The sequence below is a fragment of the Morganella psychrotolerans genome (genome assembly GCF_965118875.1).
Classification (GTDB): Bacteria; Pseudomonadota; Gammaproteobacteria; order Enterobacterales; family Enterobacteriaceae; genus Morganella; species Morganella psychrotolerans_C.
The window spans coordinates 124,643-149,704 of the sequence record NZ_CBCPJD010000012.1 but is presented as its reverse complement, the minus strand read 5'-3'; the positions used below and the strand labels follow the sequence as shown (position 1 = coordinate 149,704).

The 25,062-nt window shown below is 49.7% G+C and carries 21 protein-coding genes; 13 read left to right on the top strand and 8 right to left on the bottom strand.

The features are described 5' to 3' along the window. Positions 1 to 3: 3 nt before the first annotated feature. From dnaN to ACMHKJ_RS13675, 3 genes are read right to left on the bottom strand one after another with little or no spacing between them, the layout of a single operon-like run. Positions 4 to 1,104, bottom strand: coding sequence for a DNA polymerase III subunit beta (gene dnaN, locus ACMHKJ_RS13685; protein ID WP_067369032.1), 1,101 nt, complete (start codon positions 1,102 to 1,104; stop codon positions 4 to 6). A 4-nt stretch (positions 1,105 to 1,108) separates the two neighbouring features. Then, entirely contained in the window at positions 1,109 to 2,509 is a 1,401-nt protein-coding gene (dnaA, locus tag ACMHKJ_RS13680; RefSeq protein ID WP_413494720.1) for a chromosomal replication initiator protein DnaA, read from the bottom strand. Between the two features lie 48 nt (positions 2,510 to 2,557). After that, positions 2,558 to 2,728, bottom strand: a complete 171-nt coding sequence (locus ACMHKJ_RS13675; protein WP_413494718.1) for a hypothetical protein — start codon at positions 2,726 to 2,728, stop codon at positions 2,558 to 2,560. 555 nt (positions 2,729 to 3,283) lie between these two features. Here ACMHKJ_RS13675 and rpmH point away from each other — a divergent pair. The 5 genes from rpmH to mnmE all read left to right on the top strand — a co-directional run bounded on the left by rpmH (position 3,284) and on the right by mnmE (position 7,133). After that, entirely contained in the window at positions 3,284 to 3,424 is a 141-nt protein-coding gene (gene rpmH, locus ACMHKJ_RS13670) for a 50S ribosomal protein L34 (RefSeq protein ID WP_004393543.1), read from the top strand. Positions 3,425 to 3,442: 18 nt separating this feature from the next. Beyond that, on the top strand, positions 3,443 to 3,802 hold the full coding sequence (gene rnpA / locus ACMHKJ_RS13665) for a ribonuclease P protein component (RefSeq protein WP_067369036.1): 360 nt from the start codon (positions 3,443 to 3,445) through the stop codon (positions 3,800 to 3,802). Further along, positions 3,766 to 4,023 (top strand): membrane protein insertion efficiency factor YidD, encoded by a 258-nt coding sequence (yidD, locus tag ACMHKJ_RS13660; protein ID WP_082970775.1) that lies wholly within the window; start codon positions 3,766 to 3,768, stop codon positions 4,021 to 4,023. Before rnpA ends, yidD begins: the two co-directional genes overlap by 37 nt. Before the next feature lie 2 nt (positions 4,024 to 4,025). Next, positions 4,026 to 5,648 (top strand): membrane protein insertase YidC, encoded by a 1,623-nt coding sequence (gene yidC, locus ACMHKJ_RS13655; protein ID WP_413494716.1) that lies wholly within the window; start codon positions 4,026 to 4,028, stop codon positions 5,646 to 5,648. A gap of 120 nt (positions 5,649 to 5,768) precedes the next feature. After that, a complete protein-coding gene (gene mnmE / locus ACMHKJ_RS13650) occupies positions 5,769 to 7,133 on the top strand; it encodes a tRNA uridine-5-carboxymethylaminomethyl(34) synthesis GTPase MnmE (RefSeq protein ID WP_413494767.1) in 1,365 nt (454 codons plus the stop codon). Positions 7,134 to 7,209: 76 nt separating this feature from the next. Here the strand turns inward: mnmE and ACMHKJ_RS13645 are convergent, their stop codons facing one another. From ACMHKJ_RS13645 to ACMHKJ_RS13630, 4 genes are all read right to left on the bottom strand, one after another. Further along, positions 7,210 to 8,013 (bottom strand): TonB family protein, encoded by an 804-nt coding sequence (locus ACMHKJ_RS13645; protein WP_413494714.1) that lies wholly within the window; start codon positions 8,011 to 8,013, stop codon positions 7,210 to 7,212. 4 nt (positions 8,014 to 8,017) lie between these two features. Further along, positions 8,018 to 10,951 carry a TonB-dependent receptor domain-containing protein gene (locus tag ACMHKJ_RS13640; RefSeq protein ID WP_413494713.1) on the bottom strand — a complete coding sequence of 978 codons (2,934 nt, stop codon included), beginning with the start codon at positions 10,949 to 10,951 and terminating at the stop codon, positions 8,018 to 8,020. A 48-nt stretch (positions 10,952 to 10,999) separates the two neighbouring features. Then, on the bottom strand, positions 11,000 to 12,358 hold the full coding sequence (locus tag ACMHKJ_RS13635; protein WP_461435656.1) for a surface lipoprotein assembly modifier: 1,359 nt from the start codon (positions 12,356 to 12,358) through the stop codon (positions 11,000 to 11,002). 123 nt (positions 12,359 to 12,481) lie between these two features. After that, positions 12,482 to 13,267 (bottom strand): Slam-dependent surface lipoprotein, encoded by a 786-nt coding sequence (locus ACMHKJ_RS13630; protein WP_413494710.1) that lies wholly within the window; start codon positions 13,265 to 13,267, stop codon positions 12,482 to 12,484. 445 nt (positions 13,268 to 13,712) lie between these two features. Here ACMHKJ_RS13630 and ACMHKJ_RS13625 point away from each other — a divergent pair, with 445 nt between their 5' ends. Together ACMHKJ_RS13625 and ACMHKJ_RS13620 are read left to right on the top strand one after the other, a co-directional pair. Then, positions 13,713 to 14,153, top strand: coding sequence for a hypothetical protein (locus ACMHKJ_RS13625; protein WP_413494708.1), 441 nt, complete (start codon positions 13,713 to 13,715; stop codon positions 14,151 to 14,153). An 83-nt stretch (positions 14,154 to 14,236) separates the two neighbouring features. Continuing rightward, positions 14,237 to 15,001 (top strand): GNAT family N-acetyltransferase, encoded by a 765-nt coding sequence (locus tag ACMHKJ_RS13620; protein ID WP_413494706.1) that lies wholly within the window; start codon positions 14,237 to 14,239, stop codon positions 14,999 to 15,001. Here the strand turns inward: ACMHKJ_RS13620 and fdhD are convergent, their stop codons facing one another. Next, positions 15,002 to 15,832: a formate dehydrogenase accessory sulfurtransferase FdhD gene (gene fdhD / locus ACMHKJ_RS13615; protein WP_413494704.1), complete on the bottom strand. Its 831-nt coding sequence runs from the start codon at positions 15,830 to 15,832 to the stop codon at positions 15,002 to 15,004. Between the two features lie 166 nt (positions 15,833 to 15,998). On the opposite strand from fdhD, the gene fdnG reads away from it, so the two are divergent. From fdnG to selB, 6 genes are all read left to right on the top strand, one after another. Then, on the top strand, positions 15,999 to 19,046 hold the full coding sequence (gene fdnG / locus ACMHKJ_RS13610; RefSeq protein WP_413494703.1) for a formate dehydrogenase-N subunit alpha: 3,048 nt from the start codon (positions 15,999 to 16,001) through the stop codon (positions 19,044 to 19,046). Between the two features lie 11 nt (positions 19,047 to 19,057). Further along, positions 19,058 to 19,999 (top strand): formate dehydrogenase subunit beta, encoded by a 942-nt coding sequence (gene fdxH / locus ACMHKJ_RS13605; protein WP_413494701.1) that lies wholly within the window; start codon positions 19,058 to 19,060, stop codon positions 19,997 to 19,999. Then, on the top strand, positions 19,999 to 20,649 hold the full coding sequence (gene fdoI, locus ACMHKJ_RS13600) for a formate dehydrogenase cytochrome b556 subunit (protein ID WP_413494699.1): 651 nt from the start codon (positions 19,999 to 20,001) through the stop codon (positions 20,647 to 20,649). The genes fdxH and fdoI overlap by 1 nt, the downstream gene beginning before the upstream one ends. A gap of 139 nt (positions 20,650 to 20,788) precedes the next feature. Then, complete coding sequence (gene fdhE / locus ACMHKJ_RS13595; RefSeq protein ID WP_413494698.1) at positions 20,789 to 21,715, top strand: formate dehydrogenase accessory protein FdhE; 927 nt, start codon at positions 20,789 to 20,791, stop codon at positions 21,713 to 21,715. Between the two features lie 33 nt (positions 21,716 to 21,748). After that, entirely contained in the window at positions 21,749 to 23,131 is a 1,383-nt protein-coding gene (selA, locus tag ACMHKJ_RS13590; protein ID WP_413494696.1) for an L-seryl-tRNA(Sec) selenium transferase, read from the top strand. Then, positions 23,128 to 24,990 carry a selenocysteine-specific translation elongation factor gene (gene selB / locus ACMHKJ_RS13585; RefSeq protein ID WP_413494694.1) on the top strand — a complete coding sequence of 621 codons (1,863 nt, stop codon included), beginning with the start codon at positions 23,128 to 23,130 and terminating at the stop codon, positions 24,988 to 24,990. The genes selA and selB overlap by 4 nt, the downstream gene beginning before the upstream one ends. Positions 24,991 to 25,062 lie beyond the last annotated feature (72 nt).

Sequence of the window (25,062 nt, the reverse complement as noted above, 5' to 3'; positions counted from 1 at the left end):
ATATTACAGGCGCATCGGCATTACAACATACGCGGCTGCATCACTGGCGGCGTCTTCGATTTGTACACTGGACGTCGCATCTGTGAGTTTAATTGATACATTTTCGCATTTTAGTGTGTTAAGGACATCGAGGACATAACTGACATTGAAACCGATTTCCATTTCAGTGCAGGGATAGGTGACATCCACGATCTCTTCGGCTTCTTCCTGTTCCGGGTTGTTGGCTGTAATTCTGAGTTGGTTATCACTCAGGTAAATACGAACCCCGCGGAATTTCTCGTTCGACAATATTGCCGCCCGTGAAAAAGCCTGCTTCAGCATATCACAATTTGCCGTCAGGGTTTTGTCCGGGTTTTTCGGCAGGACGCGGCGGTAGTCCGGGAAGCGGCCATCGACCAGTTTCGAGGTAAAGATAAACCCGCCGACATGGGCGCGGATATTATTACTGCCGATTTCCAGTTTCAGCAGCGTTTCCCCGCCATCCAGCAGACGCATCAGTTCGATAACCCCTTTGCGCGGCACAATAACTGAATGGTCAGGTAAATCCTGTCCGATATCCAGTGAACAGACCGCCAGACGGTGTCCGTCGGTTGCGACAGTGCGCAGGACAGATCCGCTGGTTTCGAACAGCATGCCGTTTAAGTAATAACGGACATCCTGATGTGCCATAGAAAACTGAGTGGATTCAATCAGGCGTTTCAGTGTCGCCTGCGGCAGCGAAAATGTCACATCACTCTGCCAGTCATCCAGGTTCGGAAAATCCGATGCCGGTAAGGTAGAGAGAGAGAAACGACTGCGCCCTGAGCGGACGAGCAAACGATCGCCATCCAGCTCAACACTGATTTGTGCGCCGTCCGGCAGACCGCGCCAGATATCCAGGAATTTCCGTGCCGGTACCGTGGTTTCACCGTTTTCATGTGGCTGGACCAGGGGAACCCCGGCCATCATTTCCATCTCAAGGTCAGTCCCGGTGAGATGCAATACGCCATCAGAGACTTTCAGCAGTAAGTTACCCAAAATCGGTAGGGTCGGGCGACCGCCCAACGGACTGCTGACCTGTTGCAAGGGTTTTAACAATTGCTCACGTTCAATGATAAATTTCATAGCGCTATGATGATAATGTCCGGATTAGGTTAGAAAAATCTTCTTTAATGTCATGACTTTCTTCACGCAGCTGCTCGATTTTACGGCAGGCATGGAGAACGGTGGTATGGTCACGGCCACCAAAGGCATCCCCGATTTCAGGTAAACTATGGTTTGTCAGCTCTTTTGCCAGTGCCATTGCCATCTGGCGCGGACGGGCTACGGAGCGTGAGCGGCGTTTGGAGAGCAGATCCGCGATTTTAATTTTATAATATTCAGCGACCGTTTTCTGAATATTATCAATCGTGACCAGCTTCTCCTGTAGTGCTAACAGATCCCGCAGGGCTTCCCGTACGAAATCAATAGTGATTGCCCTGCCGGTAAAATTGGCATTGGCAATCACCCTGTTCAGTGCCCCTTCGAGTTCACGGACGTTGGAACGCAGGCGTTTGGCGATAAAAAAGGCGACTTCATCCGGTAACTGGATGTTGTTTTCATCGGCTTTTTTCATCAGGATAGCAACCCGTGTTTCCAGCTCCGGTGGCTCAATGGCAACCGTTAATCCCCAGCCGAACCGTGATTTCAGACGGTCTTCCACCCCGTTTATTTCTTTCGGGTAGCGGTCGGAGGTCAGGATTATCTGCTGATTCCCTTCGAGCAGGGCATTAAAGGTATGAAAAAACTCTTCCTGAGAACGTTCTTTATTAGCAAAAAATTGGATATCATCAATAAGTAACGCATCAACAGAACGGTAATAGCGTTTAAATTCTTCAATCGCGTTGTTCTGCAGTGCTTTGACCATATCCTGAACAAAACGTTCTGAGTGCATATAAACCACTTTGGCGTTGGCTTTATTTTCCATAATGCTGTTGCCGACGGCATGTAATAAGTGGGTTTTACCCAGGCCGGTTCCGCCATACAGAAAAAGCGGATTATAAGCGCCACCCGGGTTATCTGCCACCTGACGGGCGGCTGCGCGCGCAAGCTGGTTTGATTTACCCTCAACAAAGCTGTCAAAGGTGTGTTTCGGGTTGACGTTTGAACGGTAAGTCACATCCGGCTGTGTGCCGCTGTCATCCCAGCTGGGACGCAGTGCGGGCCGCCGGGTATCATGGGAAGGCTGTTTCATCGTCCGCGATGCAGGGATACGCCGTTCCTGAGCCTGTGGTGCTGCGGTTACCGGCTTATTACCGACTTCAAAACGCAGCAGCGGAATATCATTTCCGCAAAAATCGGACAGAAGTACATTAATATTATTAATGTACTTTTCCCTGACCCAGTCGAGAACAAACCGGTTAGGGGCGTACAACGCCAGAGTATCATCACTCAGCTCAGCCTGAAGGGGGCGTATCCACATACTGAATTCTGTGGCAGGTAATTCATCCTGCAAACGGGCAAGACATTGCTGCCAAAGCGAAAGAGACACGGTGAACTCCCCTAAACAAGATCAGTCAAAGAAACGAAATAAGATTTATCACGCAGACACTGCACATACAGACATGTTGTTGCATGCTTTAACGGACACTTTCAGTGATACAAAGTGAGGCTGCGTTAAGAACGATCTTCCGCCGCGCTGACGATCAACGCCCGGGTGAAAAAGATCGTGACGACGGATCATATCGTAAAAGCGGGATAAGATCTTCATCCTTTTGCACAGTTTTCCGGGTTTTTATCCACAGGGGCTGCCAGCCCGTCCGGAGTGGGATTCAGCGCTAAAGTATAGCGAATTTCCGGTGGAGAATACAGCAGTCAGATTCAGCTTGGGGATAAGTTATAACGAATTATCCCCGGCAGAGGGAAATCCTCCGGTGATCTGCGGTTGATCGAAAACACCCGGATCGCAGATCGATCCTTGCGCTTTGCCCGGGAGTCCGTATAATCTTGCTCCCTGTGTGCTATATTGTTGCGTTTGTTTACCGGAAGCTGTCAGCCGGTGAGTGCCGTGATACATACAGGCAGGTTATGGGTAAATGCAAATATGTGCAGAAATCTGTGTTATAGCGACATCTTTGATTGACGAACAGGCCCGGATTTTATTACAATCCCGCATCTTTCCATATTGATGTTGCGATAAGGCACAGAGGTTACCACTCATCGTGTTAACTGTTTCAGTAACTGGGCATGTTTCAGTCTCTGGATTTACTGTTTGCTGACGCGTTTACTAAATCAGTAATAATTTAAAGTTTAGGTAGAAACCGCTATGAAACGCACTTTTCAACCGTCTGTACTGAAGCGTAACCGGTCCCATGGTTTCCGCGCTCGTATGGCAACTAAAAATGGTCGTCAGGTTCTGGCTCGCCGTCGTGCAAAAAGCCGTACTCGTCTGACTGTTTCTAAGTAATAAAGCTAACCATCTCACGTGGTCAAGCTAGCTTTTCCAAGGGAGTTACGTTTGTTAACTCCCAAGCATTTCAACTTTGTCTTCCAGCAACCACAGCGGGCAAGTACTCCTGAAATAACACTTCTGGGGCGCCGTAATGAGCTGGAATATCCCCGCATTGGTCTTACCGTCGCGAAAAAAAACGTTAAACGTGCTCACGAGCGTAACCGGATTAAACGGTTAACGCGCGAATTTTTTCGTCTGCATCAACATGAGCTGCCCGATATGGATTTTGTGCTTCTGGTAAGAAAAGGGGTATCGGAGTTGAGTAATCGCGAGATTACGGAGGCATTGGGCAAGCTATGGCGTCGTCACAGTCGCTTGGCGCACGCTTCCTGATCCTGTTAATCAGAGGTTACCAGCTGGTGATTAGTCCGATGCTGGGGCCCCGTTGTCGCTTCACACCAACATGCTCACAATACGGAATTGAGGCATTGCGCAGGTTTGGTATGGTAAAAGGCGGTTGGTTAACGGTGAAACGCGTATTAAAATGCCACCCTTTACACGAAGGTGGTGATGATCCTGTCCCACCTAAAAATGATGATAACAGAGAACATTAACGATGGATTCGCAACGTAATCTTCTATTCATCGCTTTGCTACTCGTATCCTTCTTTGCATGGCAGACGTGGGAAAGTGATAAAACACAAACACTCAACGCGGCTACTCAGGCAACGCAGCAGACGACAACGCCAAGTGGTGAAAGCAGCGGGCAGAATAAATATATCACGGTCAAAACTGATGTGCTGTTACTGAACATCAATCTGCGCGGTGGTGATATTGATGAAGCCGATCTTCTGGCTTACCCGGCAACATTAAAGTCCGAAGACCCGTTCCGTTTACTGGAAACGACACCTGAATTCGCCTATCAGGCAATCAGTGGTCTGACTGGTACACATGGTCCGGATAACCCGAATAACAGCAAAGAGCGCCCATTGTATACCGCAGCGGGTGACACATTTGTGTTAGCTGAGGGACAGGATGAGCTGCGCGTTCCGCTGACGTATACTCAGGATGGTGTCACTTATGTGAAAACCTATACCCTGAAACGTAAAAATTACGCACTCGGCGTTGATTACACCATCAAAAATGACACCGCGAATCCGCTGGAAATGGCATTTTTTGGTCAGTTAAAACAGTCTGTCAGTTTACCTGAACGCTTAAACAGCGGCAGCAGCAACTTTGCTCTGCACACGTATCGCGGTGCGGCGTATTCGTCTGAAGAGACAAACTATAAAAAATACAGCTTTGGTGATATCGAAGAAAAATCACTGAATATCAACACGAACACCGGTTGGGTGGCGATGTTGCAACAGTATTTTGCCACTGCGTGGATCCCTGAAAAAGACTCAACCAATAACTTCTACACCTTGTATAACGCTAAATCCGGTGATGCATTTATCGGCTATAAGAGTGATGCAATCCGTGTTGCAGCGAATGGTGAAGCAAAATATAACGCCACACTGTGGGTGGGTCCTGAGCTACAGAATGAAATGGAAGCAGTTGCTTCTCATCTGGACTTAACAGTAGATTACGGCTGGTTATGGTTTATTTCACAACCACTGTTTAAGTTACTGAAATTTATCCATAGCTTTATCGGTAACTGGGGTTTCTCCATTATCGTGATCACCTTTATTGTCCGCGGTATCATGTATCCGCTGACCCGTGCGCAATACACCTCTATGGCAAAAATGCGTATGCTTCAGCCTAAGCTGAAAGCAATGCGTGAGCGTATTGGTGATGATAAATCGCGTATGAGCCAGGAAATGATGGCGTTGTACAAAGCAGAGAAAGTGAATCCGCTGGGTGGTTGCTTACCGCTTGTCATCCAGATGCCAATCTTCCTTGCATTGTACTATATGCTGATGGGCTCGGTTGAATTGCGTCATGCGCCATTTATCGGCTGGATCCATGACTTGGCCGCACAGGATCCGTACTACATTCTGCCTATTCTGATGGGTATCACGATGTTCGTGATTCAGAAACTGTCTCCGACGGCAGTGACGGATCCGTTACAGCAGAAGATTTTCACCTTTATGCCGGTGATCTTTACTGTCTTCTTCCTGTGGTTCCCGTCTGGTCTGGTTCTGTACTATATCGTCAGTAACTTAGTGACCATTCTCCAGCAGCAGATTATTTATCGCGGGCTGGAAAAACGCGGGCTTCACAGTCGCGACAAAAAATAAGTGACTGGCCGGCAGGGAATACCTGCCGGTCTTATAGTAATATTTAAGGGCGGTCATATTGACCGCCCTTATTATTTATCACACGGTAAGAAAAGAGAGATTGTTATGAATAACGTTGAAATTCAGAGCACCGATACCATTGTGGCACAGGCAACACCACCCGGACGTGGTGGCGTCGGGATCCTGCGTGTATCCGGACCGCAGGCGGTACAGGTGGCTCAGATTGTTTTGGGTAAACTTCCCAAAGCGCGTTATGCCGATTATCTGCCTTTCCGTGATGACACAGGCAATATCCTGGATCAGGGGATCGCGATTTTCTTTCCGGGACCCAACTCCTTTACCGGGGAAGATGTACTGGAGCTTCAGGGGCACGGCGGACCGGTTATCCTTGATTTATTGCTTAAACGTATTTTACTTATCGATAATATTCGTATTGCTAATCCGGGTGAGTTTTCTGAACGGGCATTTCTCAATGACAAACTGGATCTTGCCCAGGCGGAAGCTATCGCCGACCTGATTGATGCCAGCTCAGAGCAGGCTGCGCGTTCTGCGATGAATTCATTGCAGGGCGCATTCTCCGGGGAAGTCCACCAAATGGTGGAAGCACTTACTAACCTGCGGATCTATGTGGAAGCGGCGATAGATTTTCCCGATGAAGAAATCGACTTTCTCTCTGACGGCGTGATTGAGGCAAAGTTAGATACCGTGATCGCCCATCTGGAACGTGTTCGTTCGCAGGCACGTCAGGGCAGTTTACTGCGTGAAGGCATGAAAGTGGTGATTGCCGGACGACCGAATGCAGGAAAATCCAGCTTACTGAATGCGCTGGCGGGACGTGAAGCGGCAATTGTAACGGCTATCGCGGGAACAACCCGTGATGTTCTGCGTGAACATATTCATATTGATGGTATGCCGCTGCATATTATTGATACCGCCGGATTACGTGAAGCTGGTGACGAAGTCGAGCGTATCGGTATTGAGCGTGCATGGCAGGAAATTAGTCAGGCTGACCGCGTTCTGTTTATGGTGGATAGCACAACGATTGATGCGCAGACACCGGAGCAAATCTGGCCTGAATTTATGGCGCGCTTACCGGCAGGTATTCCGGTAACAGTGATCCGCAATAAAACCGATATTACCGGGGAATCTACCGGTATGACGGAGCTGAACGGTAATACATTGATTAAACTCTCTGCCCGCGAAGGTAACGGGATTGATTTGCTGCGCGATCATCTGAAAGTCACGATGGGGTTTGAAGGAAATACCGAAGGGGGATTTCTTGCCCGCCGCCGGCATTTACAGGCACTGAATACTGCCGCAGAACACCTGATATCCGGTCATGAACAGTTAGTTGTTGCTTGCTCCGGTGAATTACTGGCAGAAGAGCTGCGTCTTGCTCAGCTGACTCTGAGCGAAATTACCGGTGAATTTACGTCTGATGATTTGCTCGGTCGTATTTTTTCGAGTTTTTGTATTGGTAAATGATTAATCAGATGTGATAGAAAAACCCCGTACACATTGTCGTGTGTACGGGGTTTTTTATCGAAATTTACACCAACACTCAAAAACCCTTATTCAACTGAAAACGCAATGAAAACGTTACTTCCCGTTTAGCGTCCGGCGGCGGCGCTCCTATCGCTGCAACATTCATCACGGCTTCTATTGCTGCGTTATCCAGTAATTCGTAACCTGAAGAACGGGTGACCTTGGGCGAAAATGGTTTACCGTTGTTATCGAGTGAAAATGAAATTTCACTTATACCCCGTTGCCCGGCACTTCGTGCCCGGCGCGGGTAGTGTTTTTGCTCCTCAATTTTTTGTCTCAGCAGATTAAAGTAATCATCCCGGGCTTTCTGATTATCACGACCTTGTGTGGCTGAGTGCGTTGGTGATATGACTTGTCCGCCCGATTGTTGCCGGGTAGTTTTATCCTCACCGGTGTCCATGGTGGTATCTGCTGTTACGGGTGACGGTTTTTCCTGTTTTTTCCTGATAGTTTTCTGCACGGGTTTCGGCGGGAACGGTGATGTAACCTGTACCCGTTTTTCCCTGTGGGCGGTAGCCAGCTCAGCCTGAGACGGAGAATCCTTTGGCGGGGGTAATTTCTCCGCTTCTGGTTGTGGCTCCTGATAAGCCGGTGCCGCATTCATATGCACTGCCATGGTTATTGCAGGTGTTTCCCCTCTGTTATCAATCTGATGTAACTGTGTTGAAGGTAGCGGGGGGCTGCCCGTAAGGAGCAGCCCGGTGAAGCATAACAATACACATAACCCGGCAGAGAAAAATGTCTGCTGTTGTGTTCCGTATTTTGCCAGCACGCGCAAAAAAGGCGGATGCGGTAATGCCACTATTGTACCGGTATTCATTTCATCAGAATCTCGCAGACATACTGAGCTTCACCGCTCTGCCCGGTGCCGGCATCATCGAGCGCGTAAGCGGATCGAGGTAATATTCATTGGTCAGGTTAGTCGCAGTCAGCTCCAGTGAGACATCAGGTGTCACTTTATATTTAGCGTAGGCATCCACCGTCAGTACTGAATTCCAGCGCATCGGGAAGTTATTAAAATTACTGTATCGGGTCGGAACAATGGTCATTAGGCGCTTTTCCTGACTGTTTTCCACTGCACTGTGGTAGAGCCAGCGGCTGCCGATTTCTAATGACTCCTGTAATAAACGCGCGCCCAAATTGAGGGTAACAGAGTATCGCGGCTGGATTTGGGTGCGCAGGAAACCGCCCGGATAACCACCGTCAAGGCATGATGGCAGGTTCTTCAGCCCGGTAGGGTCCATGTAGGCATTAGATGTTTCATCACACACTTTGTTTGTCAGGTTATATGTCACGCCTAAATCACTGAAAATCCAGCCGTGGTCATACCTGGCCTGTACTTCTATCCCTTTCAGTATCTGCTTATCCATTTGTGTGAAGCGGAAAAAGTTGTCACGATCAAAGACATTGTGGATATCGGTATGGAAATAATTCAGACGAATATCGGCATGACGGGCAGCATTGAGCAGTGATTTACCATTTAAGACCGCACCGTATTCGCGGGTGACAGCGCGCTCCGGTTTATAATGGTAACCAATATGCGGGAAAGAGATACCGGAGAAACCGACCGTATCTTCAAACAGGCTCGGCATACGCACGGTTTCTGCATAGCGTCCGTACAGGCGCAAATCATCTGTCAGATGAACGGATGCCGACAGTACGGGTGTCCAGGCACCGGCCTGGCGGCGGGGTTTTTCTTTCCAGGTGTGGGTGACGGGTTGCAGGACTTTATCACCGGCCATAATAGGATAATCATTATACTCATAGACATAGGTTTCTTTGCCTGTGTAGGGATCAATACCCCGTAGTGCGGTATCAATATCCGGTTTATCTTTATTTTTCAGGCGCCCGTCGCTGGTATCAACTGGCCAGGTTTTTTTTTCATGTACCATAACCCGTGGTGTTTTACCGGTTGGGTCATCTCTGTGAAGTAATGGCTGAAAGATTTTACCGATAAGTTGGTGTTTTTCATTCAGTGTAAGCTCATGCCATTTACCTTCCTTCCGTTTTTTATAAGCGTATGACTCTTCTTCTGTCATATTTCGGTAGTAATTCAGGTAATAGCTGGTGACTTCATAGTTTTGTTTGCAGTAGGGTTCTTTGCGGGCAGCGCACTCATTGGATAAATCATCAACACTCCAGTAGACCGTCTGCTTCCCTCCGGCGCTGAGGGTCAGCCAGGAGGCGGGTTGCCAGTCAATATTGACGGATTGCTGATATTCAAAGCGGCGGCCTTTACGGGCAGGAACAGCAAACATAAATAATTTGTAGTTTTCCAGGCCGGTATTACTGTCCAGATGCTCAAACTGCATATTGGCAGCCAGTGTCATGGACAGTTCCGGGGTGAAGGCGAATTTATTCGAAAAATCCAGTCCGTAGCGCTGATTCTGTACATTAAGGGTGGCAGTGTTAATTAATGTTCCGTCGATAGCCGGGTTGATGGTACTGGCATCCCCTTGTTTATAGCCATCGTCCATATCCTTAGGGTAGCGCGGCCAGCCACCGGCAGAGTTGGTGTTGCTGGTGGTCAGGGTGGTCCACAGACGGATATCTGAATCGATGTAGGCAAGATGTGCCGGTTGTGATTTCAGATGAATATAGCCTGCCTGCGCATGAAGGTCCGCCAGTGGCCATTGCGGAATAATATTATCTTCTGCACGTATCCAGCCCAGCCGGGAGGGCATAATATCGCCGAAATCTGACCGAGTATCCCGCCAGCTCAGTTGCAGCGCGTGATCATCATTAAGGTACCAGGTATTTTTTATCAGTATCGATTCGGTTTTTGCCGAGGTATTCGGCACTTCATTGCCTTTGCGGTAAATCCGGGACACAAATGGCATATAGGGGTCATAGGTCTTATTGGACGTCTGAAGGATACCAATATCTTCTTCTGTCATCTCTTTATTGTAGTTTTCGCTGTGGCGTTTACCGGCAAAATAATTTCCCCGGTCACGGTAAGCATACGCAAATAACAAGTCCATATTCTCCCTGCGGGTGCCCAGAGCCAGCCGCCATGCATAATCACTTTTATTTATCAGCGGGGCATTATCACGGTTTTCCGGGGTTAAATGGGTGCCGGGGTCATCAATGCTAATCCACTGAAAATTCATATTATCCACAAGGCGGTAGTCTTCCCCGATCCCCAGGTCCGGCACTCTTGCTTTTGTTGTGTTGCTGCTGTTTTCCAGCATCAGTGCCGCACCGAACTGTTTGCCTTTTTTGACCACATCATTGATGGACAGTGTTTTCATGGCGACGCCGCCACCTACTGAGCTTTTCAGATGCGGATTAAGAGACGGTCCTTTCTCTATTTCAATTTCACTGATAAGCATTGGGTCAAGGTAATTGCGGTTATTGGCACCGTTATACCCCCGGTAGACGGTCACCGCCTGCTCGGTGCCGTCGATAGTGACCGGAACACGTCCCGGTCCCTGTATACCGCGGATATTCACATCCAGTGCATTGCCGTTACGGGCGTCGCCACTGAATACGCCGTTGGCACCTTTGAGAATATCGGCGGCAGATGTGCCTTTATAGCGCTCAATCTCTTCTTTAGTGAGGATCAGTGTGGAGACATTTTTGTCATAGATTTTGTCTTTGGCACTGTCTGCTGCCGACTGCTCGTTTTGGAGTGTAATTTCGCCCAGTTGCTGATTTTTTTCCTGAGCAGTAAGCCCGGACTGCGGCATCAGTAAGACCGGCAGCAGTAATGTGAGTTTTTTACAGGGTTTATATGATGATGGTGAATGCGAAGGCATAACAATTCCCGGATGATAAGAAATAAAAAAACAAAAAAGAGAATGCAGTTAAAACAGCCGTTCAAAACGCAGCATGATTTCAGTTTGCCGGTAGGTATAAAGCCACGGGATAGAGCTGTGGTTCCGGGTATGAATAAGAGAAAGCTGTGGTGAAATCTGTCCGGATGACGGCGGATAGAAGGCGAGTGTTGTACTGTACTGTTGTGAGCGATCCTCCCTGGTATGACGGTGTAACGGGTGTATATGGTTATAGCGTTTGCGGCTGTATGCCGCATGAACAGACTGAGAAAAAAAGGGATGCCACAGATGGCTTAAACCGGCATGCAGTGCGGCAGTCCGGTAGTGTTTATAGGGATCGTTTTTCCGGTGAACGGTAGCCTCCCCCTGCAGGTACAGTGTGGTGGCAGGGTGCGGACGCCAGGTAACCTGCGGCATCAGCTGATACTCAGTGCCGTTGTGTGAATGCAGCCGTGGCTGAAAGCGGTGCTGTTTAAGTGCTACCCGCCCGCTCAGTGACCAGTGCGGGCTGAGTTGCTGATGCAGGTAAGTGTGTAACCCGTAATTGGCAGAGAAGCGCGTCCCGGCAGAGATGTGTTGTTCAAACACCGGTGTCAGTTGCCACAGGGTGTGGCGATCCTGGTAGTGATATCCCGCTTTGGCAGTCAGTGTCACAGTATTCGGAATCCGGTTGCTGGCATCGTAACGGGTGGCGGTGTAGTAGTGCTGAGTCAGAAAATGAGAGCCTGTCAGCGCGGTTAGTTTGCGTAGATCCCAGTCACTGCGCCACTGCAATACAGCGTGAGGCTTTTGTGTAACCAGATTGGCATAGCAGGAGCCATCGGGATTGTAATGCAGGCAGTGTGCTCCGGGTTCAGGAGTCTGGTAATAGTTATTATTGTAATGGCTGCCTGCGCTGAGCATAAGTGACCAGCTTAGTGCCCGGGACAGCTCGGTAATGGTACGGGTAATCTCCGGGTAGTGCGGGGATGTCACCGGCAGACGCTGACTGAGTGCTCTGAACAGTGAAAGCGCATTGCCGGTCTGGCGATCAGAACGGTAGCTGCGCGCAAGTTCCAGCTGTGCGGTAAAAAAGTGAGGTTTTTGTTTCAAAATGGCCTGATATAACGTAATCGCCAGTCCGGGGCGCTGATTTAAATACGCCAGCTTTGCCTGACTGAATAATATCAATAACGGGTCAGCCTGATTTTCTTTCTGATAGGCGGACAAATAATGGTAGATATTTTTCAGGTTATTTTGTTTCAGGGATAAATATAAATATCGGGCAGTGTTATCCCGGCCGATTATAGTTGTATTTTTTCTGTTTGCAGATGTAGATGCAGGGAATAAAAAAGAAATTAATAATAAGAATAAATTAAATCCATAAAGTAACTTTATCTGCAACGACATAATTATATCCGGTAAATATCAGGAACAGATACTCTGTTCCTGATAAAATGGTATACCTGTATTCATTCAAACTGCGGGTTCGTTGGTTGCATCCTGAATGATGTTGGGTATATCAATAATGAATTACGACTTGGTGCCGCCGAAAGCGATATTCTTCGCTTTATCATCGCTGAACTCGGCATAACCTGCTAACTGCTGTGCATCATCACCGAAGAAATACCCCTGAGCGGTTCCGTTAGTGGCCGGTGTATCTGTACCTGCTCCAACGTTACTGACAGAGGCGGTTCCGTCAAATGCTGAACCGGTGATAACACCACTCATACTGTAGTTAAGCGCCGCTGTGCTGAGAGCGCCGGTAAAGGTATTAGCATCAAAATCAGTGCTGAGTGTGCCGCTAACTTGTTCACCGCTGTTGTACTGGCTGAGCCCTTTAATGCTGTACTGAGCGGTCCCCTCTGATGGCATAACCCCGGTGATATCTTTGCCGGCGTAATAAACCATATGGGAATCATCACTGAAATCAGTACCGGAAACCCATTCGCCGTAATAGACATCGGCATCCGCCACTTTGGCAAAATTAAAGGAACCCATATTCCCATGCGATTGTGGAACCGAAGTGATAACAGAGACTCCGTTATCATTTGGCGCGGCACGGTTTGGTCCCTGCAAGCCGGCAAAGCTGACTTTCATGCCATCGTGCATACCGGAATAGCCAATTCCCGGCTCACCGCCCGGTGACGGGTGACCACGTCCGCTGGAAGCTTCAGTTACACCAACAATGATATGACCACCCGTAACCGGGTTTACTGAGCTGCCATAACCGGCTTCAGCCTGTGCCTGTACCGCAGAAAATGCAGCGCAAAGGGTAACGAGTGTTGCCAGTGGGGTTTTAATATGTAATATCTTCATAACCTTACTCCTTGTCGTGGGATAAATTACATTGTGGACTCATTGCATAAAATGCATTTCCGGTGTTATTTCCGGAAGACGAATCAACGATAAAGGAGAAGCTTTTGTCTGTAAATGAGAATTATTATCATCTGTTGCGTGTGGAATAATTTGATTTGAATGCTAATTAAATAACGGATTAAAAAATAACTCTTTTTTATTTTTATGACAGTTTTGTTTCAAAAAAATAAATGAAAATTTGTGATGCCTATTCAGGTTTGTCTATTATTGAAAATCACCTATTAATTCATTTGTATAATTTAAAAGCGTGGGGTATTACTGTTTTTTATTGAAACATATGATTCAAACGAAATAGTAATGCATTTAATTAATCTCTGTTATTCGGTTTGATTTTTTATTCATACATCATACTGTTTCATATCATCCGGAAAATAAAGATAACCTTATGATTTATAATGCGATAAAAATATTGATATCAGCAGTGCTTATTCTTACCAGTGGATTTGCGGCAGCAAACCGGCCTCAGACCAGTATAAATTTTGAACATTATCAGGTGATTACGCTGACACCGGATATGCCGGTGCCGGGGGCGGCAGATAATGACCCTCAGACACAGGGAATACGCCTGATTGGCTTGCGTCCGAAAGCGCCCGGTCAGCCGGAGTATATTGAAGTGACCCGTCAGTTTTCACCAGGAGCCACAAAGTACATCAGTTATAAAGGGCGGAAATACCGGGTGGTCGGGGATATTCACCGGGTGGATGAATTATCTGACAGCGGTAAGTGGGATAAAGGGCAGTCTGTCGTAGTGAAGGAGTATTACGAGATTCTCGACAGCCGTGGAAAACGTACCGGTAAGGGGTTCCTGTTTTCCCGGCGCGGATAATGAAAAATACAAAGGTAACGTTAATTATTTCTGCTGAAAAACCGTTAATATATCCGCAGAAAACTATATCAGCGGAGAGTAACATGTCGTCAGTCCGGATCCTCAGTGTTGCACAGTGTGATGAAGCATTGATGGACAGTGCAGAAGCACTGGTTGCGGAGCAATGGCCGTTATTTATGTTGTGCAGCCCTGTAACAGAGCGTTACTGGGATGCATTATATAATAAGAAAAATATACCTTTTCAACAGGTCGCTGTCGCCACCATTGCCGGCAAGCCGCAGGTAGTCGGGTTGCTGAGTGCCATTGCATTTTATTTTCCGGAGAACGCACCACTGACCGATTTGCCGGATGGCGGGTGGGATGCGGTCTTAACGCAGGGTGCGACAGAAACCTGTGAGCCGACATTTGTTTGTGCGCTGGCAGCCACTGTTGACCCGGATTTTCGCGGACGCGGCATTCCGGCGCAGCTTATCAATGCACTGAAGGTCGCGGTTATTGATGCGGGGCTGAAAGGGCTGGTGGTGCCTGTTCGCCCGACACTCAAAGCGCAGTATCCGTTGCAGGATTTCACGCAATATTGTCAGTGGCTGACCCCGCAGGGAGAGCCGTTTGATCCGTGGATCCGCACCCATGTCCGGCTCGGCGGGCAGATTATCAAACCGACGTTATGTTCAATGACAATTGCGGCATCCGCAGAAACCTGGTCTGAATGGACCGGGATGGCGTTTGCGCATGCCGGTCAGTATATTGTGCCGGGCGCGCTGGTTCCGGTTGATGCTTATCCTGAAACAGACAGGGTCATCTATCGTGAACCGAATCTGTGGATATATCATCCGCTGTCTGAATAATCAGTCGCGTAAACGTTCCGGGTGGGTATAAATAGTTGCCCGCCCCCTTTTGCAGAAACCCACCAGCGTCAGGCGGCAGCGTTTGGCGGTTTCAATCGCCAGGGTTGTCGGGGCGGAGACGGCAAATAAAATTTCTGCCCCGCACTGCGCACTTTTCTGTACCATTTCATAACTGGCGCGGCTGGAAACCAGCACCGCACCCTGTGTCCACTGCGCTTTTGCCCGCATTCCCAGCAATTTATCCAGCGCCACATGGCGACCCACATCTTCACATCCGCCCAGTAGTTCACCTTCCGGTGAGATCCAGCCGGCAGCATGGGTACAGCCGGTCATTTTTCCGATTTCCTGTACCTGCGGCAACTGATTGAGTGCGTCGTCGAGATGGCTCAGTGAAAATGTCTGAGTAAAGTCAAGCTGTGCCACAGGGCGGAAAATCTCACTGATTTGCTCTGTGCCGCAGATACCGCATCCGGTGCGCCCAGCCATATTACGGCGGCGATCTTTCAATCCGGCAAAACGGCGTGACGATAATTCGACCCGGATCTCAAACCCGCCGTGGCAGGCATCCATAATATCAATACCGCGGATTTCATTGGCTGACTCAATGATCCCTTCGGAAAGTGAGAAGCCAATGGCGAAATCATCGAGGTTTTTCGGGCTGGCCATCATCACAACATGAGAAATGCCGTTATAAACCAGAGCAACCGGCGTTTCTTCTGCAACCCAGTCATCCTCGCTGTGTCCGATGGTTGTTTTTTGTTGCACACTTGTGAGGTGCGCACCACGAATTAGACATTTGTGTAACGAATTTATGGAATTAATGTCATCCATCAGATGAATTCCCGTAATTAATAATACATAATAATAGTATGGGTAAAAATTTTACACCATCCCGCAGGCAATGAACCTGATCGCACCATCGTGTGCGGATAAAAAAGAAAGTTCGCTGTTTTATATTTTACAGCGACATAAGAGCAATGTAACAGAGGAGATCCCCATGCAAGTCAGCAGAAGGCAGTTCTTTAAGATCTGCGCTGGCGGTATGGCGGGAACGACAGCAGCGGCACTGGGCTTCGCCCCGTCAGTCGCTATTGCCGGCTCACGTCAATATAAGCTTTTGCGCGCGCGTGAAACCCGAAATACCTGCACATACTGTTCTGTCGGTTGCGGGCTGTTAATGTACAGCCTGGGCGACGGAGCGAAAAACGCCAAAGAATCTATTTTCCACATTGAAGGTGACCCGGATCATCCGGTTAACCGTGGTGCGCTGTGCCCGAAAGGCGCGGGGCTTATTGATTTTATTCACAGTGAAAGCCGCCTTAAATATCCCGAGGTTCGTGAAGCAGGTACGAATGAGTGGAAGCGGATTTCGTGGAACGAGGCGTTTGATCGCATCGCACGGTTGATTAAAGACGACCGCGATAACAATTTTATTGAAAAAAACAGCGATGGCGTCACCGTCAACCGCTGGTTAACCACCGGGATGCTGTGTGCGTCTGCAGCCAGTAACGAAACCGGTTTTGTCACCCAGAAATTTTCCCGCGCCCTCGGCATGCTTGCCGTGGATAACCAGGCGCGTGTCTGACACGGACCAACGGTAGCAAGTCTTGCTCCAACGTTTGGTCGCGGTGCGATGACCAACCACTGGGTTGATATTAAAAATGCCAACCTTATTGTTGTGATGGGCGGAAACGCCGCTGAAGCGCATCCGGTGGGATTCCGCTGGGCGATGGAAGCCAAAATTCATAACAATGCCAAACTGATCGTGATTGACCCGCGCTTTACCCGTACGGCGGCGGTGGCAGATTTCTATACGCCAATCCGTTCCGGTACTGATATTGCGTTCCTGTCAGGTGTGATTAAGTACCTGATGGAAAATGAAAAAATCAACCGTGAATATGTTGAGGCGTATACCAACGCCAGCCTTATCGTGCGTGAAGATTACGCATTCGATAACGGACTTTTCAGTGGTTATGATGCTGAAAAACGTCAGTATGATAAAACCACCTGGAACTATGAGCTGGATGAAAACGGATTTGCAAAACGCGATACCACGTTACAGGATCCGCGCTGCGTCTGGAATCTGCTGAAAGAGCACGTCAGCCGCTATACGCCGGATGTTGTCACCAATATCTGCGGAACGCCGAAAGAGGACTTCCTGAAAGTCTGTGAATATATCGGCGAAACCAGCGCGAAAGACAAAACCGCTTCTTTCCTGTACGCACTGGGCTGGACACAGCATACGGTGGGCGCACAGAACATCCGGACCATGGCGATGATCCAGTTGCTGCTGGGTAATATGGGGATGCTGGGCGGCGGTGTGAATGCGCTGCGCGGTCACTCCAATATCCAGGGATTAACTGATCTCGGTCTGTTGTCGCAGAGTCTGCCGGGCTATCTGACGCTGCCATCTGATAAACAAACAACCATTGAAACTTATCTGGCGGCGAACACGCCGAAGCCGACTGTTCCGGGTCAGGTAAACTACTGGGGCAACTATCCGAAGTTCTTTGTCAGCCTGATGAAAACGTTCTATGGCGACAAAGCACAGAAAGAGAATAGTTGGGGCTTTGACTGGCTGCCTAAGTGGGATCAGGGTTATGACGTGCTGCGTTATTTCGAGATGATGAATAAAGGGGAAGTCAACGGCTACATCTGCCAGGGCTTTAACCCGTTAGCGTCATTCCCGAATAAAAACAAAGTCGTTAAAGCACTGTCAAAACTGAAGTTCCTGATAACTGTTGATCCGCTGAACACAGAAACCGCCAACTTCTGGCAGAATCACGGCGAAATTAATGATGTTGACCCCGCTCAAATTCAGACTACGGTGTTCCGTTTGCCATCCTGTTGTTTTGCTGAGGAAAATGGTTCAATCGTCAACTCAGCGCGCTGGTTGCAGTGGCACTGGAAAGGGGCGGATGCCCCTGGCGAAGCTATCAGTGACGGTGAAATTTTGTCAGGTGTTTTCCATCGCGTCCGCAAATTGTATGCGTCGGAAGGCGGTAAGGTGCCTGAGCAGGTTCTGAACATGACCTGGGATTACTTCGACAGCGACAATCCGACACCGGAAGAAGTGGCACAGGAGAGTAACGGCCTCGCACTGGTTGATCTGAAAGATGCTGACGGCAATGTGATTGTGAAGAAAGGGGAGCAACTGACCTCGTTTGCACAATTACGTGATGACGGCACAACGGCAAGCGGATGCTGGATTTTTGCCGGTAGCTGGACACCGCAGGGTAACCAGATGGCGCGCCGCGATAATGCCGATCCAACCGGGCTGGGTAATACCCTTGGCTGGGCGTGGGCATGGCCGCTGAACCGACGTGTAATTTACAACCGTGCATCAGCAGACCCGGCGGGTAAACCGTGGGATCCGAAGCGCCAGATTCTGGAATGGAACGGCAGCAAATGGACAGGGATGGATGTGCCGGATTACAGCAATGCTGCGCCGGATTCAGATGTCGGTCCGTTTATCATGCAGCCGGAAGGAATGGGTCGCCTGTTTGCTATCGATAAGATGGCGGAAGGTCCTTTCCCTGAGCACTATGAACCGATTGAAACACCGCTCGATACTAACCCGCTGCATCCGGATGTGGTTTCAAATCCGGCGGCCCGTGTCTTTAAAGATGACTGGGCGCAGATGGGTAAAGCGACGGAGTTCCCGTATGTCGGAACAACCTATCGTCTGACAGAGCACTTCCACTACTGGACAAAACACGCACTGTTAAATGCCATTACTCAGCCGCAGCAGTTTATCGAAATTGGTGAACGTCTGGCGAACGAGAAAGGCATTGTGCAGGGCGATACAGTGAAAGTCAGCTCCAAACGCGGCTATATCAAAGCCAAAGCGGTGGTGACCAAACGTATCCGGACACTGGATGTCGATGGTAAGAAAGTGGATACCATCGGTATTCCTATCCACTGGGGTTTTGAAGGTGTGGCGGTGAAAGGCTTTCTTGCGAATACACTGACACCGTTTGTCGGGGATGCGAATACTCAGACACCGGAATTTAAAGCCTTCCTGGTTAATGTGGAAAAGGTGTAAGGAGATAAATTATGTCAATGCAATCACAGGACATTATTCGTCGTTCGGCCACCAATTCCCTGACCCCCGCGCCTCAGGTGCGGGATTTTAAGGAAGAGGTTGCGAAGCTTATCGACGTCACCACCTGTATCGGCTGTAAAGCCTGTCAGGTGGCGTGTTCGGAATGGAATGATATCCGGGATACCATCGGGACGAATGTGGGTGTGTATGATAACCCACAGGATCTGACCGCTAAGTCCTGGACCGTCATGCGTTTCTCTGAAGTGGAAGAGAACGGCAAGTTTGAATGGCTTATCCGCAAAGACGGCTGTATGCACTGTGCGGATCCGGGCTGTCTGAAAGCCTGTCCGGCGGAAGGCGCAATCATTCAGTATGCGAATGGTATTGTTGATTTTCAGTCTGAGCACTGTATCGGCTGTGGTTACTGCATCGCCGGGTGTCCGTTTGATGTACCGCGCATGAATAAAGACGACAACCGTGTGTACAAGTGTACGCTGTGTGTCGACCGCGTTGATGTGGGTCAGGAACCTGCCTGTGTGAAAACCTGTCCGACCGGGGCGATTCATTTCGGCTCGAAAGAGGATATGCAGGCGCTGGCGGGTGATCGCGTTATCGATCTGAAAAACCGTGGTTATGAGAATGCCGGTTTGTATGATCCGCAGGGCGTCGGCGGTACGCACGTTATGTATGTGCTGCATCATGCCAACAAACCGCAGCTGTATCACGGTCTGCCGGAAAATCCGGAGATCAGTGCAACAGTGAAATTCTGGAAAGGCGCGTGGAAACCACTGGCAGCCGTTGGTTTTGCAGCAACCTTTGCGGCGGCAATCTTCCATTATGTTGGTATCGGACCTAACCGGGTATCAAAACGTGAGGAAGAAGAGGCTCTGAAGGATATTCAGGATGTTCCGGCAAAGACTGAGCAATCAGCAGGTCAGGAGGAGCAGAAATAATGCAACAGGATGATAAAGAAAAAATTATCCGCCACAAACCCATTGCGCGTATCAATCACTGGGCGGTGGTAATTTGTTTTCTGTTCGTTGCCATCAGCGGGTTGGGGATCTTTTTCCCGTCCCTTAACTGGTTTATGAGCATTCTGGGCACGCCGCAGTTATCACGTCTTCTGCACCCGTTTGTCGGTGTGGTGATGTTCTTATTGTTTGTGTTTATGTTTTTCCGTTATTTCAAACACAACTTTATTAATCGTGATGACATTGAGTGGGCGAAGCAGATCGGCAAAGTCATGAAAAATGAGGAAGCCGGGGATGTCGGTCAGTATAACTTCGGTCAGAAAGGAGTTTACTGGGTTGCCAGTATCTGTCTGCTTCTGCTTCTGCTCAGTGGTATTGTTATCTGGCGTCCTTACTTTGCGGAGTATTTCCCGATTCCGGTTATCCGCATCGCGTTGCTCGTGCATTCCATCTCGGCGATTGGTCTGATTATCACCATTATTGTCCATGCCTATGCGGCAATCTGGGTGAAAGGATCGGTTCGTGCGATGACGGAAGGGTGGGTGACACGCGGCTGGGCGAAGAAACATCACCCGCGCTGGTATCGTGAAATTGTGGCAAAAGAGCGCGAAGACGACAAAAAAGGTCAGTAACCTGTCCGGTTCTTATCGCGTGACTACTCAGAAGGCAGGGATTTCCCTGCCTTTTCGACATTTTAAGGTAGTCGGTTCATAATAGGGTTTTATTTGCCGGACCGGCTTATCCTCTCCATTTAGAAGAAGAGCAATTATAATGAGTATCCGAATTGTATCCAAAGAAGAGCTGGGACAGGCTCAGAAAAGTGAAAAAGGAATTGGCTTTATCCCCGCGGTTTTATTTCCTAATCTGAAAAATTTATATCAGCGCCGTGCTGAGCGTTTTGATCAACTGGCAAAAGATAATCCGTTTGCAGATTACCTTGAATTTGCGGCAGAAATTACCCGTGCCCAGCAAAATGCGCTGTATGACAATCCGCTTGAAATGGATATGGACGCGCTGATGGCAACGAATAAACCGGGCAAAGCACTGCTCGATTGCCGTACTTTTGAGCGTACCGCGCACTGGCGTAAGCTATTGAAAAGTATTATTGCCGAGCTTCTGCCGGTCGCTCCTGAGCACACCCGCCCAACCCTGGAAAATCTGGACAAAGCCTCTGAAAATGAGCTGGAAGATATGGCAACCGCGCTGTTTAATCAGACGTTTTCTGCGGTATCACCGGACAAATCGGTATTTATCTGGGCGGCATTATCTCTTTATTGGGCACAAATGGCGTCTGCTATTCCGGGCAAAGGCCGTGAAGAGTACGGCGAGCACCGCCAGTTCTGTCCTGTCTGTGCGGCGATGCCGGTTTCCGGGGTTATCCAGATAGGCTCTACCCAGGGATTACGTTATCTGCACTGCGGATTATGTGAGACTGAGTGGCATGTGGTTCGTATCAAGTGTACTAACTGTGAACAGACACGCGATCTGAACTACTGGTCGCTGGACAGTGAACAGGCCGCCGTGAAAGCAGAAAGCTGCGGTGACTGCGGCAGCTACCTGAAAATTCTGTCTCAGGAAAAAGATGTCAATGTTGATGCGGTAGCAGACGACCTGGCAACCCTGGTTCTGGATGCCCGTATGGAAGAAGAAGATTTTGCCCGCAGCAGTATCAACCCGTTTCTGTTCCCGAACGAATAAATCAGTCAGTCATTATCACGAAGTGAGCCCGCTATGAATGAACGTGCGTTATACAGTCAGATACCCGCCATCGACGGATTACTCCGGGAAGACGGCATTGCAGCCCCGGTCGCGTTATACGGACAGACGTATATCGTCAGTATGCTGCGGGAAATGCAGGATAACGCGCGCAGCTCAGTTCGTGATCAGCAGCAATTACCGGACTGGCACAGTGGCTGGGCGGATGAATTATCCCGCCGCCTGGACAGTGAACGGGAAGCGCTGCGCCCGGTCATCAACCTGACCGGTACTGTGCTGCATACCAATCTGGGGCGTGCATTACAGGCGGAAGCTGCCATTAAGGCGGTTACGAACGCAATGCGCTACCCGGTGACACTTGAATATTCACTGGATGATGCCGGACGCGGGCACCGCGACAATGTTGTTGCAGAGCGGCTGTGTCAGCTGACCGGCGCAGAAGCTGCCTGTATCGTCAATAATAATGCAGCAGCGGTACTGCTTGTGCTCGCAACAATGGCGGCCGGGCGGGAAGTGATAGTTTCCCGTGGTGAGCTGGTGGAGATAGGCGGTGCATTCCGTGTGCCGGAGGTGATGAGCCAGGCGGGGTGCCGGCTGGTTGAGGTTGGTACCACAAACAGAACGCATCTGCGCGATTATCAACATGCCATCAGTGAGCAGACGGCGCTGCTGATGAAAGTTCACACCAGCAATTATCACATCGAAGGTTTTACGGCTGAAGTGAATGGTCAGGAATTGGCGGCTCTCGGATTGGAGCATGCTGTTCCGACTGTGATTGATCTCGGCAGCGGTGCGCTTATCGACATGACTCAGTGGGGGCTGCCGGAAGAGCCGATGCCGCAGCGTTATCTGGAGCAGGGCATTGATATTGTGACGTTCTCCGGTGACAAATTACTGGGTGGTCCGCAGGCGGGGATTATCCTCGGCAAAAAAGAGTGGATTGATGCTATTCAGCAGCATCCGCTCAAACGTGCCCTGCGTGCAGATAAAATGACACTGGCAGCACTGGATGCCACGCTGCTTTTGTACCGCCGTCCGGAAAAACTGGCACAGACTCTGCCGTCATTGCGGCTGCTTACCCGATCAGCTGACGATATTTATGATATGGCACAACGGCTTTTACCGAAAATTCAGGCATATTATGGAGATGACTGGATTATCCGGACAGAATCCTGCTCGTCGCAGATAGGCAGCGGCTCTCTGCCGGTAGAACGACTGGCGGGCTGGGCTCTGACGTTTACCCCGCAAAACGGAAAAGGCAGCGCCTTAGCCACCCTGACGCAATCTCACCGCCGGTTAGCCACACCGGTTATCGGGCGGGTGAATGACGGACGTCTGTGGTGGGATCTGCGCTGCCTTGAAGATGAAAACCGACTTTTACAGGCGCTGTTACCATGATTTTTGCAACGGCCGGTCACGTTGACCACGGAAAAACTGCTCTGATTCAGGCTGTTACCGGAGTAGACACCACTCATTTGCCGGAAGAAAAAAAACGCGGCATGACAATCGACCTCGGCTACGCTTACTGGCCGCAGGATGATGATACCGTTATCGGGTTTGTGGATGTCCCGGGACATGAAAAGTTTCTCGGCAATATGCTGGCAGGTATCGGCGGGATTCGCCATATTTTGCTGATTATTGCCTGCGACGACGGCGTGATGGCGCAAACCCGCGAACACCTGGCTATCCTGCGCCTGGCGGGACGTCCGCAGTTGTCTGTTGTTCTGACCAAGGCCGATCGCGTTGAGGCCGCGCGTATTGAAGAAGTGCGCCTGCAAATATCTGAATTGCTGTTATCTGAAGGCTGGCCGGAAAGCCCTGTCTTTGTCACCTCATCACAGACAGGAGAGGGGCTTGATGTCCTGCGGGCACATCTGCGCCTGCGTCATCAGCAGCAATCGTCTGACAGCCGGACAGAAAAACGTTTCCGCATGGCAATTGACCGGGTTTTCAGTGTCAAAGGTGCGGGATTGGTTGTCACCGGCACGGCACTGGCCGGGCGTATCAGTACCGGCGACACCTTGTGGGTAACCGGTAGCGATAAACCGGTTCGTGTGCGCGGCATTCATGCACAGAACCGCGCGCAGGCACAGGCGCAGGCAGGTGATCGCGTTGCCATCAATCTGAGCGGTGATGTCAGTAAAGAAACGGTATCCCGTGGTGACTGGCTGCTGAGTGAAAAACCGGTACAGGCGGCACATCGCGTGCTGGCTGAAATTGAATCAGACGAAGGGCTGAAAAGCTGGCAGCCGGTTCATATCCATCACGGTGCGAGCCATATTACCGGGCGTGTTTCACTGATCAGTGAAGAGAATACCCGCCCGTTGCTGGCTGAAATTACGCTCGATACCCCGCTCTGGCTGGCGGAAGAAGACCGGCTTATTCTGCGGGACATCAGTGCGCAGCGTACTCTTGCCGGAGCGCGGGTGTTAAATCTGTACTCTCCGCGTCGCGGAAAACGTCGTCCGGAATTTCTGACATGGCTGTCGGAACGGGCGGCGGCACAGGATGACAAGGCGGTTTTACTGTGTGAACTGCCGCGCGGGGAAGTCTCTCTGCCGGTGTTTGCCTGGGCGCGGCAACTGACAGCAGAAAAACTGACGGCCTGTACCGACGGGATGAATTTGCTGATTAATGAGGGTATTGCACTTTCCGCGCAGCGCGTGGAAACGGCAAAAGTGGTTCTGCTGGCAACACTGGCGGATTATCATCTGGCCCACAGTGACCAGATGGGGGTCGGACGTGAACGTCTGAAACGGATGGCGCTGCCGACATTATCAGATGCCGTCGTTTTCCCGGTGATCGCACAATTGCTTACGGAACAATTAATTGTCCGGACACGGGGCTGGCTGCATCTGCCTGGGCACGGATTAGCATTTGATCCGGCGCAGGAGCAGCTTTGGCACAGTGCAGAGCCGTTATTTCAGCTTGAGCCATGGTGGGTACGGGATCTGGCAATCAAACTGGGTATTGATGAAACTACTATCCGGCAATTTCTGAAAAAAGCCGCACAATTAGGTCATATTATGGCTATTGTGCCCGATCGCTATTATCATCGCGGACAAATCACCGAATTTGCGCAGGTCATCCGTACTTATAATCAATCACATGATGAATGTATTGGTGCCGCACAGTTTCGTGACCAGTATGGTATGGGACGTAAACTCGCAGTACAGATTCTGGAATTCTTTGACCGCACAGGCTTTACCCGTCGCAAAGGCGACCGGCATATTCTGCGGGATGAGGGACTCTTTTAAATATATTATTCAACTGTACCCGTCATACTTCGGGATGCTGTTTACTACGCTCAGTTTGGCCGGGTCACATAG